14 protein-coding genes are annotated in these 15,463 nt (G+C 70.9%); 12 read left to right on the plus strand and 2 right to left on the minus strand.

Going from position 1 to position 15,463, the window contains the following annotated elements; translation table 11 throughout:
* Positions 1-75 precede the first annotated feature (75 nt).
* The 5 genes from J2X26_RS19485 to J2X26_RS19505 all read left to right on the plus strand — a co-directional run bounded on the left by J2X26_RS19485 (position 76) and on the right by J2X26_RS19505 (position 4,691).
* The gene (locus J2X26_RS19485) at positions 76-1,044 is read left to right on the plus strand and encodes a DnaJ C-terminal domain-containing protein (protein WP_307494371.1); all 969 of its coding nucleotides are present in this window, start codon (positions 76-78) and stop codon (positions 1,042-1,044) included.
* A 2-nt stretch (positions 1,045-1,046) separates the two neighbouring features.
* Positions 1,047-1,469: a heat shock protein transcriptional repressor HspR gene (locus J2X26_RS19490; protein WP_307494372.1), complete on the plus strand. Its 423-nt coding sequence runs from the start codon at positions 1,047-1,049 to the stop codon at positions 1,467-1,469.
* Positions 1,470-1,554: 85 nt separating this feature from the next.
* Entirely contained in the window at positions 1,555-2,721 is a 1,167-nt protein-coding gene (locus J2X26_RS19495; protein WP_307494373.1) for an aminotransferase class V-fold PLP-dependent enzyme, read from the plus strand.
* A 156-nt stretch (positions 2,722-2,877) separates the two neighbouring features.
* Positions 2,878-3,864 (plus strand): ATP-binding cassette domain-containing protein, encoded by a 987-nt coding sequence (locus tag J2X26_RS19500; protein WP_307494374.1) that lies wholly within the window; start codon positions 2,878-2,880, stop codon positions 3,862-3,864.
* Complete coding sequence (locus tag J2X26_RS19505) at positions 3,864-4,691, plus strand: ABC transporter permease (RefSeq protein ID WP_307494375.1); 828 nt, start codon at positions 3,864-3,866, stop codon at positions 4,689-4,691. The genes J2X26_RS19500 and J2X26_RS19505 overlap by 1 nt, the downstream gene beginning before the upstream one ends.
* Before the next feature lie 27 nt (positions 4,692-4,718).
* Here the strand turns inward: J2X26_RS19505 and J2X26_RS19510 are convergent, their stop codons facing one another.
* Positions 4,719-7,898 carry a BTAD domain-containing putative transcriptional regulator gene (locus J2X26_RS19510; protein ID WP_307494376.1) on the minus strand — a complete coding sequence of 1,060 codons (3,180 nt, stop codon included), beginning with the start codon at positions 7,896-7,898 and terminating at the stop codon, positions 4,719-4,721.
* A 514-nt stretch (positions 7,899-8,412) separates the two neighbouring features.
* Between J2X26_RS19510 and nrdH the strand changes: the two genes are divergently transcribed.
* From nrdH to J2X26_RS19545, 7 genes are all read left to right on the plus strand, one after another.
* On the plus strand, positions 8,413-8,658 hold the full coding sequence (nrdH, locus tag J2X26_RS19515; protein WP_146846699.1) for a glutaredoxin-like protein NrdH: 246 nt from the start codon (positions 8,413-8,415) through the stop codon (positions 8,656-8,658).
* A gap of 104 nt (positions 8,659-8,762) precedes the next feature.
* The gene (gene nrdI, locus J2X26_RS19520) at positions 8,763-9,179 is read left to right on the plus strand and encodes a class Ib ribonucleoside-diphosphate reductase assembly flavoprotein NrdI (RefSeq protein ID WP_307494377.1); all 417 of its coding nucleotides are present in this window, start codon (positions 8,763-8,765) and stop codon (positions 9,177-9,179) included.
* The gene (gene nrdE / locus J2X26_RS19525) at positions 9,149-11,296 is read left to right on the plus strand and encodes a class 1b ribonucleoside-diphosphate reductase subunit alpha (protein ID WP_307494378.1); all 2,148 of its coding nucleotides are present in this window, start codon (positions 9,149-9,151) and stop codon (positions 11,294-11,296) included. Before nrdI ends, nrdE begins: the two co-directional genes overlap by 31 nt.
* A 34-nt stretch (positions 11,297-11,330) precedes the next feature.
* Entirely contained in the window at positions 11,331-12,305 is a 975-nt protein-coding gene (gene nrdF, locus J2X26_RS19530; protein WP_307494379.1) for a class 1b ribonucleoside-diphosphate reductase subunit beta, read from the plus strand.
* Between the two features lie 157 nt (positions 12,306-12,462).
* A complete protein-coding gene (locus J2X26_RS19535; protein WP_307494380.1) occupies positions 12,463-13,263 on the plus strand; it encodes a DUF2510 domain-containing protein in 801 nt (266 codons plus the stop codon).
* Between the two features lie 86 nt (positions 13,264-13,349).
* Complete coding sequence (locus J2X26_RS19540; protein WP_307494381.1) at positions 13,350-14,078, plus strand: DUF2510 domain-containing protein; 729 nt, start codon at positions 13,350-13,352, stop codon at positions 14,076-14,078.
* A 123-nt stretch (positions 14,079-14,201) separates the two neighbouring features.
* Complete coding sequence (locus tag J2X26_RS19545; RefSeq protein WP_307494382.1) at positions 14,202-14,501, plus strand: DUF1540 domain-containing protein; 300 nt, start codon at positions 14,202-14,204, stop codon at positions 14,499-14,501.
* Positions 14,502-14,567: 66 nt separating this feature from the next.
* Here J2X26_RS19545 and J2X26_RS19550 read toward each other — a convergent pair whose 3' ends face one another.
* Entirely contained in the window at positions 14,568-15,446 is an 879-nt protein-coding gene (locus J2X26_RS19550) for an aminoglycoside phosphotransferase family protein (protein ID WP_307494383.1), read from the minus strand.
* Positions 15,447-15,463: the final 17 nt, after the last annotated feature.

The raw sequence follows: 15,463 nt of genomic DNA on the forward strand, positions 1-15,463 counted from the left end.
CCCAGTAGCGTCCGAGGTTCCACGGGTCAGCACCCGTGGGACCTCGGACGTCACGAGGATCAAGGAAGGAGCGGCGTGACCGGTCAGGACTGGCTCGAGAAGGACTTCTACTCGGTCCTCGGCGTCCCCAAGGACGCCGACGCCGCCACCATCAAGAAGGCGTACCGCAAGCTCGCGCGCCAGGAGCACCCGGACCACAACCCAGGGGACGCCAAGGCGGAGGCGCGGTTCAAGGACGTCGGCGAGGCGTACGCGGTCCTGTCCGACCCCGAGCAGCGCGGCCAGTACGACCAGCTGCGCGCGATGGCGGGCGGTCCCCGGTTCACGTCGGGCGGTCGCGGCGGAGCGGGCTTCGAGGACGTCTTCGGCGGCATGTTCGGCGGAGGCGGCGGCCAGCCCGGCGGTCGCGTCCGGTACACCAACGCGCCCGGCGGCGCGGCCGGCTTCGAGGACCTCCTCGGCGGGCTGTTCGGCCAGGGCGGCGCGGGCGGGTTCGGTCCGCAGCAGGGCGCCGACCTGGCCACCAGCGCGACCCTGCCCTTCCGGCAGGCGGTCGAGGGGTCGACGGTCTCGCTCAGCGTCGAGGGCCGCACGGTCAACGCGCGCATCCCCGCGGGGGTCCGCGACGGCCAGAAGATCCGGCTGCGCGGCAAGGGCCGCCCGGGTGCGGGCGGCGGACCTGCGGGCGACCTCGTCATCACCGTCCGCGTCACCCCGCACCCCGTGTTCTCGCTCGACGGTGAGAACCTGCGGATCACGGTCCCGGTGGCCTTCGACGAGGCCGCGCTGGGCGCCACGATCGAGGTGCCGACGCTCGACGGGTCGACCGTCCGCGTCAAGGTCCCCGAGGGCACCCCGTCGGGCCGCGTCCTGCGCGTCAAGGGCAAGGGCATCCCCGGCAGCAAGGGCGACCTGCTCATCACCGTCCAGGTCGTCGTCCCGCAGCGGCTCAGCTCCGCGGCGCGGGAGGCCGTCCAGGCGTTCGGCATCGCGACGTCCGGTGAGGACGTGCGCGCCGACCTGCTCGACGCGGCGAAGAAGTAGCCATGCCGGCCGAGGACGCCAAGGTCTACGTCATCTCGGTCGCCGCCGAGCTGGCCGGCATGCACCCGCAGACCCTGCGCCAGTACGACCGGCTCGGTCTGGTCACCCCGAGCAGGGCCAGCGGCCGCGGCCGGCGGTACTCGCTGCGCGACATCGCGACCCTGCGCGAGGTGCAGAGGCTGTCCCAGGACGAGGGCGTCAACCTGGCCGGCATCAAGCGGATCCTCGAGCTCGAGGCGGAGCTGGAGCAGCTCAAGCGGCAGGTCGAGTACCTGCGTGCGTTCGTCGACCCCGGCCGCCGCATCTTCACGGCGGACCCTCGCGGCGACGTCGTCGCGGTCAACCGCACGGCCAGCCGCAGCCGCCGCCCGACGACCACGGCCGACCGCGCCGCAGTAGTCCTCTGGCGCCCGAGCAACCGCTGACCCCCGCAACGTCCGCACGTTCGGTCGTCCTGACGCTCGGATGTGCGGACGTCCCGTCGCGGTGCGCTGCCTAGACTCCGGGATCGTGACGATCGATCTCGACCGCGCCCGCCGTGACACGCCCGGCATCGACCATGTCGCCCACCTGAACAACGCCGGTGGTGCCCTGCGCCCGAGCGTCGTGACGGACACCGTCGTCGCGCACCTGCGGCGTGAGGCGGAGATCGGTCCCTACGAGGCGGAGACCGAGTCCGAGGCGCGGGTGGCCGAGGTGTACGGCTCGGTCGCTCGGCTGATCGGTGCGCAGCCGGACGAGATCGCGCTGGTGCAGAGCGCGACGGTCGCCTGGAACGTGGCGTTCTCGTCGATCCCGCTCAAGGCGGGCCAGCGCATCCTCACCGCGCGCACCGAGTACATCAGCAACGCGATCGCGCTCCTGCAGGCGTGCGAGCGCTCCGGCGCGACCCTCGAGGTGATCGAGGACGACGAGCACGGCCAGGTCGACCTGGACGAGCTCGAGCGCCGGCTCGACTCCGACGTGGCCGTCGTCGCGCTCACGCACATCCCGACCGGCGGCGGCGTGGTCAACCCGGCAGAGGCGGTCGGCGCACTCACCCGGCGGGCCGGTGTGCCGTTCCTGCTCGACGCGTGCCAGTCGGTCGGCCAGCTCGACGTCGACGTCGAGACCCTCGGCTGCGACCTGCTCGCCGCGACCGGTCGCAAGTTCCTGCGCGGCCCCCGCGGCACGGGCTTCCTCTACGCGAGCCGCGCGATCACCGACAGCCTGGTCCCGCCGGTCCTCGGCCTCGGCGCGGCCACCTGGACGTCGCCGACCACCTACGAGGTCGTCCCCGGCGCGCTGCGGTTCGAGACGTGGGAGCGGTCGATCGCCGACAACCTCGGGCTCGGCGCGGCCGTCGACTACGCGCTGTCGTTCGGCCTGCCGGCGATCGAGGAGCGCGTCACCGGGCTCGCGGCACGGCTGCGCGAGGACCTGTCGCAGACCCTCGGCGTCACGGTGCGCGACAAGGGTGTCCGGAAGTCCGGCATCGTCACCTTCACGGTCGACGGGATGCGGGCCGACGAGGTCCGCGCCCGGGTCGCCGCGGCGGGCGTGAACGTCAGCGTCACCCGCATCTCGTCGGCCCAGCTCGACTTCGGCGCGCGCGGCCTGACGGAGGTCGTCCGCGCGAGCCCGCACTACTACACGTCCGACGACGAGCTCGACCGCCTCCTCGCCGCCCTCCGCTGACAACGTCCGAGGACGTGGCCGCTCCAGCGCTCACTTCCTCGGACGTCCGCAGGATCGGTCGTCGGGGCGCTCGGATGTGCGGACGTCCCGGCGCTGACACCGGCCGTGTCAGCGCTGTGTCGGTGGGCTGTCAGCGCTCTCGGCCAGCCTGGAGCCATGACACAAGACCTGGTGATCGAGGCGCACGGCCTCGTCAAGCACTTCGGCGAGACGAAGGCCCTCCAGGGCGTCGACCTCGCCGTCGCTCGCGGCACGGTCCTCGGCGTGCTCGGCCCCAACGGTGCCGGCAAGACGACCGCCGTCCGCATCCTGTCCACCCTGCTCGTCCCCGACGCCGGCCACGCCCGCATCGGCGGCTTCGACGTGGTCAAGGACGCCGAGCGCGTCCGCCAGTCGATCGGCCTCACGGGCCAGTACGCGTCCGTCGACGAGGACCTCTCCGGCCGCCAGAACCTCGTGCTGTTCGGCACGCTGCTGGACCTCGGTCGCGCCGGCGCCCGCACACGCGCCGCCGAGCTGCTCGAGTGGTTCGACCTGACCGCGGCGGCCGACCGGCCCGCCAAGACCTACTCCGGGGGCATGCGCCGCCGGCTCGACCTGGCCGCGAGCCTCGTCGGCCGCCCCGACGTCATCTTCCTCGACGAACCGACGACCGGCCTGGACCCCGCCAAGCGCGAGGACATGTGGGACGTCGTCCGCTCGCTCGTCACGGACGGCTCGACCGTCCTGCTCACCACCCAGTACCTGGAGGAGGCGGACGCGCTCGCCGACGAGATCACGGTCATCGACCACGGTCGCGTCATCGCGCACGACACCCCCGAGGGCCTCAAGCGCGTGGTCGGCGGTCAGACACTCGAGGTCCGGCCGTCGGACCTGACCCGCATGGAGGAGGCCGCGACGATCCTCGGCCAGGTCTCCACCGGCACCGGCGGGCCGGAGGAGATCCGCAAGGGCGTCCTTGCGGTCCCGGTCGCCGACGACTCCGCGCTCACCGCCACGGTGTCCCGCCTGGCGAGCGCCGGGATCGGCGTCACCGAGCTGTCCCTGCACTTGCCCAGCCTGGACGAGGTGTTCTTCTCCCTCACGGGCCGCACGGCCTCGGAGGACGACACCACCGTCACGACCCAGAAGGAGGTGGCCTGATGACCACGCTCACGCAGCCCAGAGCCCCGCGGCTGGCCCCCACGTCGGCCACCGCGGTCACCCGCAAGCCGTTCCCGCTGGTCCGGCACTCGTTGTCGCTGGCCAAGCGCAGCCTGATCAAGACGTGGCGGACGCCGGAGGCGCTCATCGACGTCACGCTGCAGCCGGCGATCTTCCTCGTGATCTTCGTCTACATCTTCGGCGGCGCGGTGGCGGGTGACACGCACACCTACCTGCAGTTCCTGCTGCCGGGCATCCTCGCGCAGACCATCGCGACGGGCGCCATCGCGATCGGCGTGAACCTCAACACCGACCTGGAGAAGGGCATCTTCGACAGGTTCAAGTCGCTGCCCATCCCGCGCTCGTCACCCCTGATCGGCGCGGTGCTCGGCGACGTGGTCCGCTACGTCATCGTCACCGTGATGACGCTCGGCATCGGCTACCTGATGGGCTTCCGGATCCTCACGGACCCGCTCAGCGCGCTCGCGGGCTGCCTGCTCGCCGTCGTGTTCGCCCTGTCGCTGTCCTGGGTCTCGGTGTTCGTCGGGATGAAGGTCCGGACGTCCGGTGCCGTGCAGGGGATCATGTTCCTGATCATCATGCCGCTGAGCTTCGCGTCCAACGTGTTCGTCCCGGCGGGCTCGCTGCCCAGCTGGATGCAGACGTTCGTCGCGTGGAACCCGTTGACCCACCTGGTCGCCGCGATGCGCGGGCTGTTCCTGGGGACGCCGATGGGTGACAGCGTCTACTGGACGCTGGCGTGGTGCGTCGGGTTGGTCGCGGTGTTCCTGCCGCTGGCCATGCGGGCGTACCGCCGCAAGGTCTGACGAAGGACGGCGCCGGCTGGGAACCTCTCAGCCGGCGCCGACCGTCAGCTCCCGGACCCGCAGGGCTGCCTGTGCCGGGCGCACCGCCTGCCACTGGGCGAGCAGCGCGCCCCGGACGGTGTCGTCGCCCACCGGCTCGGCCTTCGACCCGCCCAGGCCCAGCTGGAAGTAGGGCACGAGGTTGGCGCCGAGCCGCGTGCCGAGGGCCCACAGCTCGTGCGCGCGGTCGACCTCACCGCGGTACGCGGCCAGCTCCGCGAAGCCGAGCGCGTAGGTCCCGAGCACGGGCATGTCGCTGGTCGCGGCTGCGTCCGCCGCCGCCGTCCGGAGCAGCTCGACCGCGCGGTCCACCGAGGCCGTGGTGTGCTCGCCGGGCAGCGCCGCGACGTGCAGGTGGGTGACGGCGACGGCGACGAGGAACACGACGCGTGCCTGGTGCATGGGGACGCGCGTGGCGGTGACCAGCGCGGCCGCGGCCTCGGCGTGGTCGATCGCTTCCTGCACCCGCCCCGCCTGCGACGCGACCTGCGCCAGGCCGAGGTGGGCCTGCGCGGCGTCCACGTCGTCCGCCTGCGTAGAGGTCGTCACCTCGCGCAGCTGTGCCGTGGCCTGCTCGTCGCCCGCCAGTGCGCGCTGCATGTCCAGCTGGACCCGGAGGCTGCGGACGTCCTGCATCGCACCGACCAGCTCCAGGTGCTCCAGGCTCTCGCTCAGCCACCTCTCGGAGTCGCCGCCGCTGCGCGTGCTTTCCCACTGGCCGATGCCCTGCGCGGCCATCCCCATGCCCCAGTGGTCACCGATGGCCTGGAACCGGCGGTACGCCTCGCGCGCGTCGGCGCTGGACATCGACGGGTCGCCGGCGTTCTCCCGGACCGCGGCCCGCATGAACAGCCCGAGGCCCTGGAGGAAGTCGTCGTCCGCCTCGACCATCCGCTCCGCCGCGGCCAGGCTCTCGTCGACGTCGGGGGAGCCGAGCGCGGGCAGCGTCGCGGCGAGCGCACGCATCCGCGGGGACACCTCGGCCGGCCGGTCGGCGAGCACGCGCCGGATCGCGCGCCACGCGAGCGCGACGGGACGCTGCGAGGTGGCGACGCCGGCGTTGACGGCCGCGAAGACGCCGGCGGTGGTCACCCGGTCGGCGTCGGGGAGCGCCCGCCCGGGCATGGCGCCCTGGAACAGGGTCGACGTCCGTCGCGCGGCCGGGTCGTCGGCGAGGAGGAGCCGCATCGCCCACTCGACGCACTCGACGTGCAGCCCTCGGATGCTCCAGAGGTGGAACAGGGCGCTCGCGATGTCGACGGCGCCGGGTTCGTCCCCGTGGTCGACGGCCCAGCGCAGGGCAGCGACGAAGGTCTCCTGCTCCGTGGCGCAGCGGTCGAACGCGACCAGCTGCCCGGCGCCGACGAAGTCCGCACCGACCTGCACGGCGGTCGTGGCCGCCCAGCGGACCAGCCCGGCCATGGCGGCCGGCCGCTCGCCGGCGACGTCGAGCCGCACCTCGCCGTACTCCCGGACCGTCTCGAGCATCCGGTAGCGCGCCAGCCCGCTGTCGTCCTCGTCGAGCGTGAGCAGCGACTGCTCGACCAGGGTGGCGAGTCCTCGTCGGACGGTCGCGGGGTGCGCTCCCGACACCGCGACCGCCGTCTCGGCGGTGAACGACGTCGGCACGACGGCCAGCCGCTGGACCAGCGCGCGGTCGGACGGGTCAAGGAGCTCGCGGCTCCAGTCGACCATCGCCCACAGGCTGGCGTGCCGCTCGGGCAGCCCGCGCAGGGCGTCGTCGAGCAGCGCGAACCGGTCGGACAGGCCCTCCAGCACGTCCTCGACGGTCATGGATCGTAGGCGTGCGGCGGCGAGCTCGAGGGCGAGCGGGAGGTTGTCCAGGCGGTGGCACAGCTCGAGCGCCCGGTCCGGCTGCCAGCCGAGGCTCGCCCGGCCGGCGCGGGCCCGCGTCTCCAGCAGCTCGAGGGCGTCGGCGTCGGGCAGCGCTCGCAGCCGGTGCACGGACTCGCCGACGAGGCCGAGCGGCGCCCGGCTCGTCGCCAGCACGACCAGGTCGGGGGAGGCGACGGAGAGCAGGTCGCCGACGACCACCGCGGCGGCGTCGAGCACGTGCTCGCAGTTGTCGAGCACGAGCAGCCCGTCGAGGTCCTGGGCGGCGAGCCGCAGCCGGTCCTCGGGGGTGAGCAGCCGGCGCTCGGTCGTCAGGTCCGCGCGTGCGGCGCTCACGTCCGACCCGCCGATCGCGGCGAGCACTGTGGGCAGCACCTCGGCCGGCGCGCGCAGACCTGCCAGCTCGACGACGCGAACCGAGCGCCCGGCAGCGACCGCCCGGCGGGCGACCTCGCCGGCCAGCCGCGTCTTGCCGGCCCCGCCCGTCGCGACGATCGTGACGAGCGCGCCCTGCCCGAGCGCGGCCTCCACCTGCGCGAGGTCGTCGTCGCGTCCGACCAGAGCGGTCGCGGGCCGGCGCCAGGGCGCGGGCAGTGCGACGACGGCCCGGCTCGGCGCGACGTGCCCGGCCGCCAGCTCCCCGCGCAGCAGCGCGAGGTGCGCCTGGGCGACGACGGGCGACGGGTCGGTGCCGTACCGGTCGGCGAGCTCGGTGCGCAGGTGCTCGACGACCTCCAGCGCCTCGGCGTCCCGGCCCTGCGCGGCCAGGACCCGGACGAGCAGGGCGACCAGGGGCTCGTCGGGCGGGGTCCGCAGCGCGAAGCGCCGCAGGTCCTCCACGAGGTCGTCGACCCGACCGAGGGCGAGCCCCGCCTCGGCCTGCAGGGTCACCACGTCGGCGAGCAGGTGCGCGGTGGCCGGGTGGTCCAGGTCGGGGACCGCCGGGAGCAGCCCACGGGCCTGGCCACCGAGGTCCTGAGCGCGTGCGGCGTCGCCCGAGCGCAGCGCGTCCCGTCCGCTCGCGAGCAGCGCCTCGGCGTCGACGACGTCGATCCGCAGCCCGTCCGTGGGCAGCCGGTACCCGCCGGGGGCGGCCTCGATCGCGAGCCCCAGCCGGCGCGCGCGCGAGACGAGCGCCTGGACGGCGCCGGCCGCGTCGTCGGGCGGGATGCCCTCCCACACGTCCTCAACGAGGGTCGCCGACGACACGCCGCGCCCGCGTGCGTCGAGGAGCGCCCCGACGAGTGCCACCAGGCGGTCGCCGCGGACGGGGCGACCGTCGACGGCGAGCGCCCCGAGCGTGGTGATCTGCACGGGGACAGCATCCCGCACGCGGCTGGCACGAGGCTCCCGTCAGCCGTTCGGGTGCACGTCCCGACATCGTCTCTGCGTGTCGTGCAAATGGGTTCTGGCGTGTCGTGCGCGGCATTCCCGACGAACCGGACAGCGCGGGTGTGGACTGCCTGTGGAGCACGTTGTGGGCGCCGGACGGCCCCCTGTGGATGCCTGTGCACGGCGGTGCATCGGCGCTGGTCGGGGGCTGTGTCAGTGGTGCGCGGTAGCCTGGAACTTCTCCACAGGGTGAAGAATGACACGCTTGTCACTACAACCCCTAGTGGTCCGTTGCGTGTGGGACCCCTAGGTGTAGTGTCTAGTCACGACGCAGTGCAGAGAACGTCTGGTCGGGGTCAGCACCGAAGTTCGCACAGTGCCAGCACGGTTTCAGCACCACGCCAGGCCCGGAAGACGGGCCCTTCAGCTTCAGAGAACACAGCTTCGCGAACGCTCCGGGGGGAGCGTGCCGCAGACAGGACAACGGGGAGCCACCATGACGATCACGGTCTACAGCAAGCCGGCGTGCGTGCAGTGCAACGCGACCTACCGTGCGCTCGACAAGCTCGACACCGACTACACGGTGGTGGACATCAGCGAGGACGCCGACGCGCGTGACTACGTCATGTCGCTCGGTCACCTGCAGGCCCCCGTCGTGATCGTCGACGGCGAGCACTGGTCGGGCTACCGCCCCGACCGCATCAAGGCGCTGGCCGACCGACTGGCCACGGCAGTCGCCTGACGAAACTCCCCGGATCGGCGCCGGTCTCGACACCGCGCCGATCCGGCGGGCTTCTCTGCGCTCGCACGCACCACCGCACGACCCGAGGTGAGGGGATCCGGCCGATGAGCTCCCTGGTCTACTTCTCCTCCGCCTCGGACAACACCCACCGGTTCGTGCAGAAGCTCGGTCTGCCGGCGCAGCGCATCCCGTTGCGTCCGACAGACCCGTTCCTGCACGCCTCCGAGCCGTACGTACTCATCCTGCCGACGTACGGCGGGGGCAACGAGGGTGGCGCAGTACCGAAGCAGGTCATCAAGTTCCTCAACGACGAGGACAACCGTGCGCTGATCCGCGGCGTGATCGCGGCAGGCAACACGAACTTCGGCGAGGCCTACTGCATCGCAGGGGACATCATCGCGACCAAGTGTCGCGTCCCCTACCTGTACGGGTTCGAGCTCATGGGTACGACAGAGGACGTCCACAACGTCCGTGAGGGATTGGGAAGATTTTGGCAACGACAGTCGCAGATACCCGCGTAGAGACGTCGGGCCTGGATTACCACGCCCTCAACGCCATGCTGAACCTGTATGGCGCGGACGGTGAGATCCAGTTCGACAAGGACCGTGAGGCGGCGCGCGCGTACTTCCTGCAGCACGTCAACCAGAACACGGTCTTCTTCCACGACCTCAACGAGAAGCTCGACTACCTCGTCGAGAACAAGTACTACGACCCGGAGATCCTCGGGCAGTACGACCGCGCGTTCATCAAGACGCTCTTCGAGTACGCGTACTCCAAGAAGTTCCGCTTCCAGACGTTCCTCGGCGCGTTCAAGTACTACACGTCGTACACGCTGAAGACGTTCGACGGGAAGCGGTACCTGGAGCGCTTCGAGGACCGCGTCTGCATGGTCGCCCTCGCACTGGCGGAGGGGAACCAGGACTTCGCGATCTCCCTGGTCGACGAGATCGTCTCCGGCCGGTTCCAGCCGGCGACGCCGACGTTCCTCAACCTCGGCAAGGCGCAGCGCGGTGAGCCGGTCTCCTGCTTCCTGCTGCGCATCGAGGACAACATGGAGTCCATCGCGCGCGGCATCAACTCCGCCCTGCAGCTGTCCAAGCGCGGCGGCGGCGTGGCGCTCCTGCTCAGCAACATCCGCGAGCACGGCGCGCCCATCAAGCACATCGAGAACCAGAGCTCCGGCGTCATCCCCGTGATGAAGCTCCTCGAAGACTCCTTCTCGTACGCCAACCAGCTGGGTGCCCGCCAGGGCGCCGGCGCGGTGTACCTGCACGCGCACCACCCGGACATCTACCGGTTCCTCGACACCAAGCGCGAGAACGCCGACGAGAAGATCCGGATCAAGACCCTCTCGCTGGGCGTCGTCATCCCGGACATCACGTTCGAGCTGGCGAAGAAGAACGAGCCCATGTACCTGTTCTCGCCGTACGACGTCGAGCGCGTGTACGGGGTGCCGTTCGCGGACATCAACGTCACCGAGAAGTACTACGAGATGGTCGACGACGCGCGGATCAAGAAGACCAAGATCAGCGCCCGCGAGTTCTTCCAGACGCTGGCGGAGCTGCAGTTCGAGTCCGGCTACCCGTACGTCATGTTCGAGGACACGGTGAACCGGGCCAACCCGATCGCCGGCAAGATCACGCACTCGAACCTGTGCTCGGAGATCCTGCAGGTCTCGACGCCGTCGGAGTACAACGAGGACCTCTCGTACAAGACGGTCGGCCGGGACATCTCCTGCAACCTCGGCTCGATGAACATCGCGCTGTCGATGGACTCGCCCGACTTCGGCAAGTCCGTCGAGGTGGCCATCCGCGCCCTGACCGGTGTCTCCGACCAGACCGACATCGAGTCCGTCCCGTCCATCAAGAAGGCCAACGCCGGCGGCCACGCCATCGGCCTCGGCCAGATGAACCTGCACGGCTACCTGGCCCGCGAGCGCATCTTCTACGGGTCCGACGAGGGCCTCGACTTCACCAACATCTACTTCTACACGGTGGCGTACCACGCGATCCGTGCCTCGAACCTGCTGGCCCAGGAGCGCGGTCGCGCGTTCGACGGCTTCGCGGACTCGAAGTACGCGACGGGCGAGTACTTCGAGAAGTACACGTCGAAGCCGTGGGTGCCCAAGACGGAGCGCATCGCCGCCCTGTTCGCCGACGCCGGCGTGCACATCCCGACCCAGGAGGACTGGGCCGAGCTGGCTGCGCTGGTCAAGGAGCACGGCATCTACAACCAGAACCTCCAGGCGGTGCCGCCGACGGGCTCGATCTCGTACATCAACCACTCGACGAGCTCGATCCACCCGATCGCGTCGAAGATCGAGATCCGCAAGGAAGGCAAGATCGGCCGCGTCTACTACCCGGCGCCGTTCATGACGAACGACAACCTGGAGTACTACCAGGACGCGTACGAGATCGGTTACGAGAAGGTCATCGACACCTACGCCGAGGCGACGCAGCACGTCGACCAGGGCCTGTCGCTGACCCTGTTCTTCAAGGACACGGCGACCACCCGTGACCTGAACAAGGCGCAGATCTACGCCTGGCGCAAGGGCATCAAGACGATCTACTACATCCGCCTGCGCCAGCTCGCGCTCGAGGGCACCGAGGTCGAGGGCTGCGTCTCGTGCATGCTCTGACCACTTCTCTGAACGACACGAAGGAAGCACTCCGATGAGCGAGAAGCTCAAGCTCGTCAGCCGCGTCTCCGCGATCAACTGGAACCGGCTCGACGACGACAAGGACGCAGACGTCTGGGACCGCCTCGTCGGCAACTTCTGGCTGCCGGAGAAGGTCCCGGTGTCCAACGACGTGCAGTCGTGGGCCACGCTGACCGAGCAGGAGAAGACGCTCACGATGCGTGTCTTCACCGGCCTGACGCTGCTGGACACCATCCAGGGCACCGTCGGCGCCGTGTCGCTCATCCCGGACGCGATCACGCCGCACGAGGAGGCCGTCTACACGAACATCGCGTTCATGGAGTCGGTGCACGCCAAGTCGTACAGCTCGATCTTCTCCACGCTCTGCTCCACCAAGGAGATCGACGAGGCGTTCCGCTGGTCGGAGGAGAACCCGAACCTGCAGCGCAAGGCCGAGATCGTCATGGAGTACTACCGCGGCGACTCGCCCCTGAAGCGGAAGGTCGCCAGCACGTTGCTGGAGTCGTTCCTGTTCTACTCGGGCTTCTACCTGCCGATGTACTGGTCCAGCCGCGCCAAGCTCACCAACACGGCCGACCTGATCCGCCTGATCATCCGCGACGAGGCCGTGCACGGGTATTACATCGGCTACAAGTACCAGAAGGGCCTCGAGAAGCTGTCGGCCGCCGAGAAGGCGGAGCTCAAGGACTACACGTTCGAGCTCCTCTTCGAGCTGTACGACAACGAGGTCGAGTACACGCAGGACCTCTACGACGGCGTCGGCCTGACCGAGGACGTCAAGAAGTTCCTGCGCTACAACGCCAACAAGGCCCTCATGAACCTCGGCTACGAGTCGCTCTTCCCGCGCGACGAGACCGACGTGAACCCGGCGATCCTGTCGGCCCTGTCGCCGAACGCCGACGAGAACCACGACTTCTTCTCCGGCTCGGGCTCGTCGTACGTCATCGGCAAGGCCGTCAACACCGAGGACGACGACTGGGACTTCTGACCCGTCGCCCAGAACACGCGAACGGCCGGCCCTCTTCGGGGGGTCGGCCGTTCGGTCGTTCTCGGCGCCGTCGGCTCAACTCCCGGGCCGCCCGGACCGATCTGCGTCGCGGGGACCGCGCGCACCGGCCCCGAACCTTCGTGCGACGGGAGTCGACGTGACCGCACCACCGCCTGGCTGGTACCCGAGCCCCGATGCTGCTCCAGGGATGGATCGCTGGTGGGACGGTCAGCAGTGGACGGCGCACGTGCGACCCACGGTGTCGGACGCGCCCGCGCCCGCGCCGCAGCATGTTCCGGAGCCCGCCGGTGGGATGCCGTCGGAGTACGCGGCCGCGTTCGAGGCGACCGCAGCACTGCAGCAGCGCACCCTGCCGTACGGCCAAGGCGGTGTCCAGCCCTACGGCTCCGGCGGCACGCACCCCTACGGCGGCGGGGCGCCGACCTTCGGTAGCCCCACGCAGATCCAGGGCGCGGCCGAGGTGTTCGGAGGGATCGTCGGGGGCCGGCGCAGTGTCGGTGCCGGCAACGGGGTCAAGATGATCTTCATCGGGCTCGTCTTCGCCCTGAGCGGCCTCTTCGTCGTCCCCCAGATCATGTCCGCGCGCGCCGGCGCGGGCGAGACCTCGACCTCCGGGACGGTGGTCGAGCTCCACGAGTCGACCGGCAGCAAGGGCTCACGACTGTGCTCCCCGGAGGCGGCGTTCACGGCCGGCGGCGCGACGTACCGCGCGCGGGCGGGGTACTCGTCGAGCAGTTGCCCGTCGATCGGCTCGTCGATCACCGTCATCTACCCGACGGCGAACCCGAGCGGCGCCCGGGTCCCGGCGTCGGCCGGGATGATGCTGCTGCTGGGCATCTTCCCGGTGGTCGGCGTCGCGTTGCTCGTCCTCGGGATCCGTGGGCTCGTCGTCGGCTCGTCGTCGATCACCTCGGGTCTGCGACGCCTGCGCTCGTGAGCCGCGCCGGCTCACGCTCGGCCGCACGGACGTCGATAGACCCGACAACCGCTCATCGTCGGCCCCTCGAAACACATGGAGACAGCGTGGACGCAGTCGCACCGAACTGGTACCCGGACCCCCAGCGGGACGGGATGCTCCGGTGGTGGGACGGCACGCGGTGGACCGAGCACGTGCAGCCGGGCCGGATGGTCGGCAAACCGATCGTCGGGCAAGAGGCCACGGGAGGGGTCGGACCGGTCACGTGGCACGGCCCGAACGACCCGGTCACGCACGCCTTCCCGCCGATCACGGACGAGCGGTACGCGGGCTCGCCGCTGGCGCAGGCGGTCGCCCAGCACGTGCGGGGCGACCGGAGCGGCGGGGACGTGCAGATCCCCATCGAGCACCAGGCGGCGGTCGAGGCCGCGTACCAGCTGCGCAGGAGGGGCGGCGTGGTGGGCGCGATCGCGGGGGTCGGCGAGCAGCTCTTCGTGGAGACGATGGTGGCCAGGCCTGACCCCGACATCGCGGCTCCGGGATGGATGGTCGGCCCCGGGACGGGATCGACCGCGCCGGGTATGCAGAGCGAGGCCGGCCGGGCCGGCTACCGGGTCGTCGGCCGCTCGGTCCGGGGAGCCCTTGGTGCGATCGTGCTGTGGAAGCTCCTCGTGGCGTGCGGGGTCGGGCTCCTCCTGTTCGGCATCGGGCTCGTCCTGTCGATCGCGGTCCCCGTCGCCCTGCCGATCGGTTTGCTGCTCATGGTGGCAGGGCCGCTGGCTCCGGCACTCACCCTGTGGTCGATGTCGGCGGAGTACCGACGAGGACCGTGGTGAGGGCAGCCTCACCTGAATTGTGGTCCTGACCTGCGGGTAAGCCTGCCCTTCCTTCCTATGCAGGGTGCGTGCGACGGGTCTACCGTCGAGAGAAGCGCACACCCCGCCCCCACGGAGGTCGACATGAGCACCCTGATGGACATGCCCGCAGTCGCCGAGTGTTCGGTCGCCGGCTGTTCGTACAACGACCACTCGCACTGCCACGCCGCCGCCGTGAACATCGGCGGTACCACCGGCGACGCGCAGTGCACCACGTTCTTCCCGCTCGGCACCAAGGGCGGCCTCGACAAGGTGATCACCCACGTCGGTGCCTGCCAGCGCGCCGAGTGCGTGCACAACACGTCGCTCGAGTGCACCGCGGAGTCCATCCGCGTGGGCGCCGGCCACGAAGAGGCCGACTGCCTCACGTTCAGCGCCCGCTGACCCCAGACGCGACGACGGCCGCCCCGCTGACCGGGGCGGCCGCCGTCGCGTCTGCGTCTGGAGAGGTCAGGGGTGTGCGGCGACCTCGACCAGGTCCCGGACCAGCACGGCGGCCGCAGGTACCAGCTCGCGCTCGCCGGGGACCAGCGAGGGATCCAGGGCGCGCAGCTCGGCCGCGACGTCCAGCTCGACGAGCGGGTCGATGTCGCTGGCTGCCAGGAACGCCGCCAGGAGCGCGCGGGCGGCCTGCGAGTACACGCCGCCGGCGTCGACCGCGACCTCCGAGATGATCAGGGCCGTCAGCGACACGTCGAGCTCCGCGGTGCCCGTGCGGGCGTTCGCCCAGTCCACCAGGGCGGGCCCGTGGTTCTCGGTGAGGATCACGTTGCCCGGGTGCAGGTCCAGGTGGACCACCGACGGGCCGGAGGTGACCAGCGGCCAGGCCTCGGGCTCGTCCGGTCCCCACCCCTCGGGCGCCGGGATCGCGTGCAGACGGGTGTGCAGGTCGTGCAGGATGCCGGCCGCGTCGGGCAGCGAGACCTCGCCGGCCCCGAGCGCCTGCAGCAGGGTCGGGCCGTGCAGGCGTTCCATCACGAGGTCGCGTCCGCCGGCCTGCAGGACGGCCGGGGCGGGGAAGCCGTGCGCGACGACGTGCCGCAGCAGGTGGACCTCGGGGGACGCGTCGGCGCCGGAGCGGTACCGACGCAGGACGTGCAGGTCGTCGAGGGCGAACACGTCGGCGGTCGCCCCGGAGGCGAGGATCGGGCCGGGTTCGGCGGAGGCGGCGAGGACCTCGTCGACGGGCGGGAGGGGCTGGTCGACGGGAACGGTCGAACGGCGGTCTGGCTGGGTGGGAAGGTCGGGCGGGTACGTCTCAGCGGCCTCAGCAGCCCTTCGTTCCGAAGGCGTCGTGGGGCCGCTCGGAGCAAGTCCAGCGGAGTTCATGGATCGACGGTAGACGC

Source organism: Cellulomonas humilata, from assembly GCF_030814415.1.
GTDB classification, from domain to species: Bacteria; Actinomycetota; Actinomycetes; order Actinomycetales; family Cellulomonadaceae; genus Cellulomonas; species Cellulomonas humilata_A.

What these genes read in the sequence shown, in the direction of transcription:
- nrdF (WP_307494379.1), top strand. Translation starts at nt 11,331, where the DNA reads ATGAGCGAGAAGCTCAAGCTCGTCAGCCGCGTCTCCGCGATCAACTGG.
- J2X26_RS19545 (WP_307494382.1), top strand. Translation starts at nt 14,202, where the DNA reads ATGAGCACCCTGATGGACATGCCCGCAGTCGCCGAGTGTTCGGTCGCC.
- J2X26_RS19505 (WP_307494375.1), top strand. Translation starts at nt 3,864, where the DNA reads ATGACCACGCTCACGCAGCCCAGAGCCCCGCGGCTGGCCCCCACGTCG.
- nrdH (WP_146846699.1), top strand. Translation starts at nt 8,413, where the DNA reads ATGACGATCACGGTCTACAGCAAGCCGGCGTGCGTGCAGTGCAACGCG.
- J2X26_RS19500 (WP_307494374.1), top strand. Translation starts at nt 2,878, where the DNA reads ATGACACAAGACCTGGTGATCGAGGCGCACGGCCTCGTCAAGCACTTC.
- J2X26_RS19490 (WP_307494372.1), top strand. Translation starts at nt 1,047, where the DNA reads ATGCCGGCCGAGGACGCCAAGGTCTACGTCATCTCGGTCGCCGCCGAG.
- J2X26_RS19550 (WP_307494383.1), bottom strand. Translation starts at nt 15,446, where the DNA reads ATGAACTCCGCTGGACTTGCTCCGAGCGGCCCCACGACGCCTTCGGAA.
- nrdI (WP_307494377.1), top strand. Translation starts at nt 8,763, where the DNA reads ATGAGCTCCCTGGTCTACTTCTCCTCCGCCTCGGACAACACCCACCGG.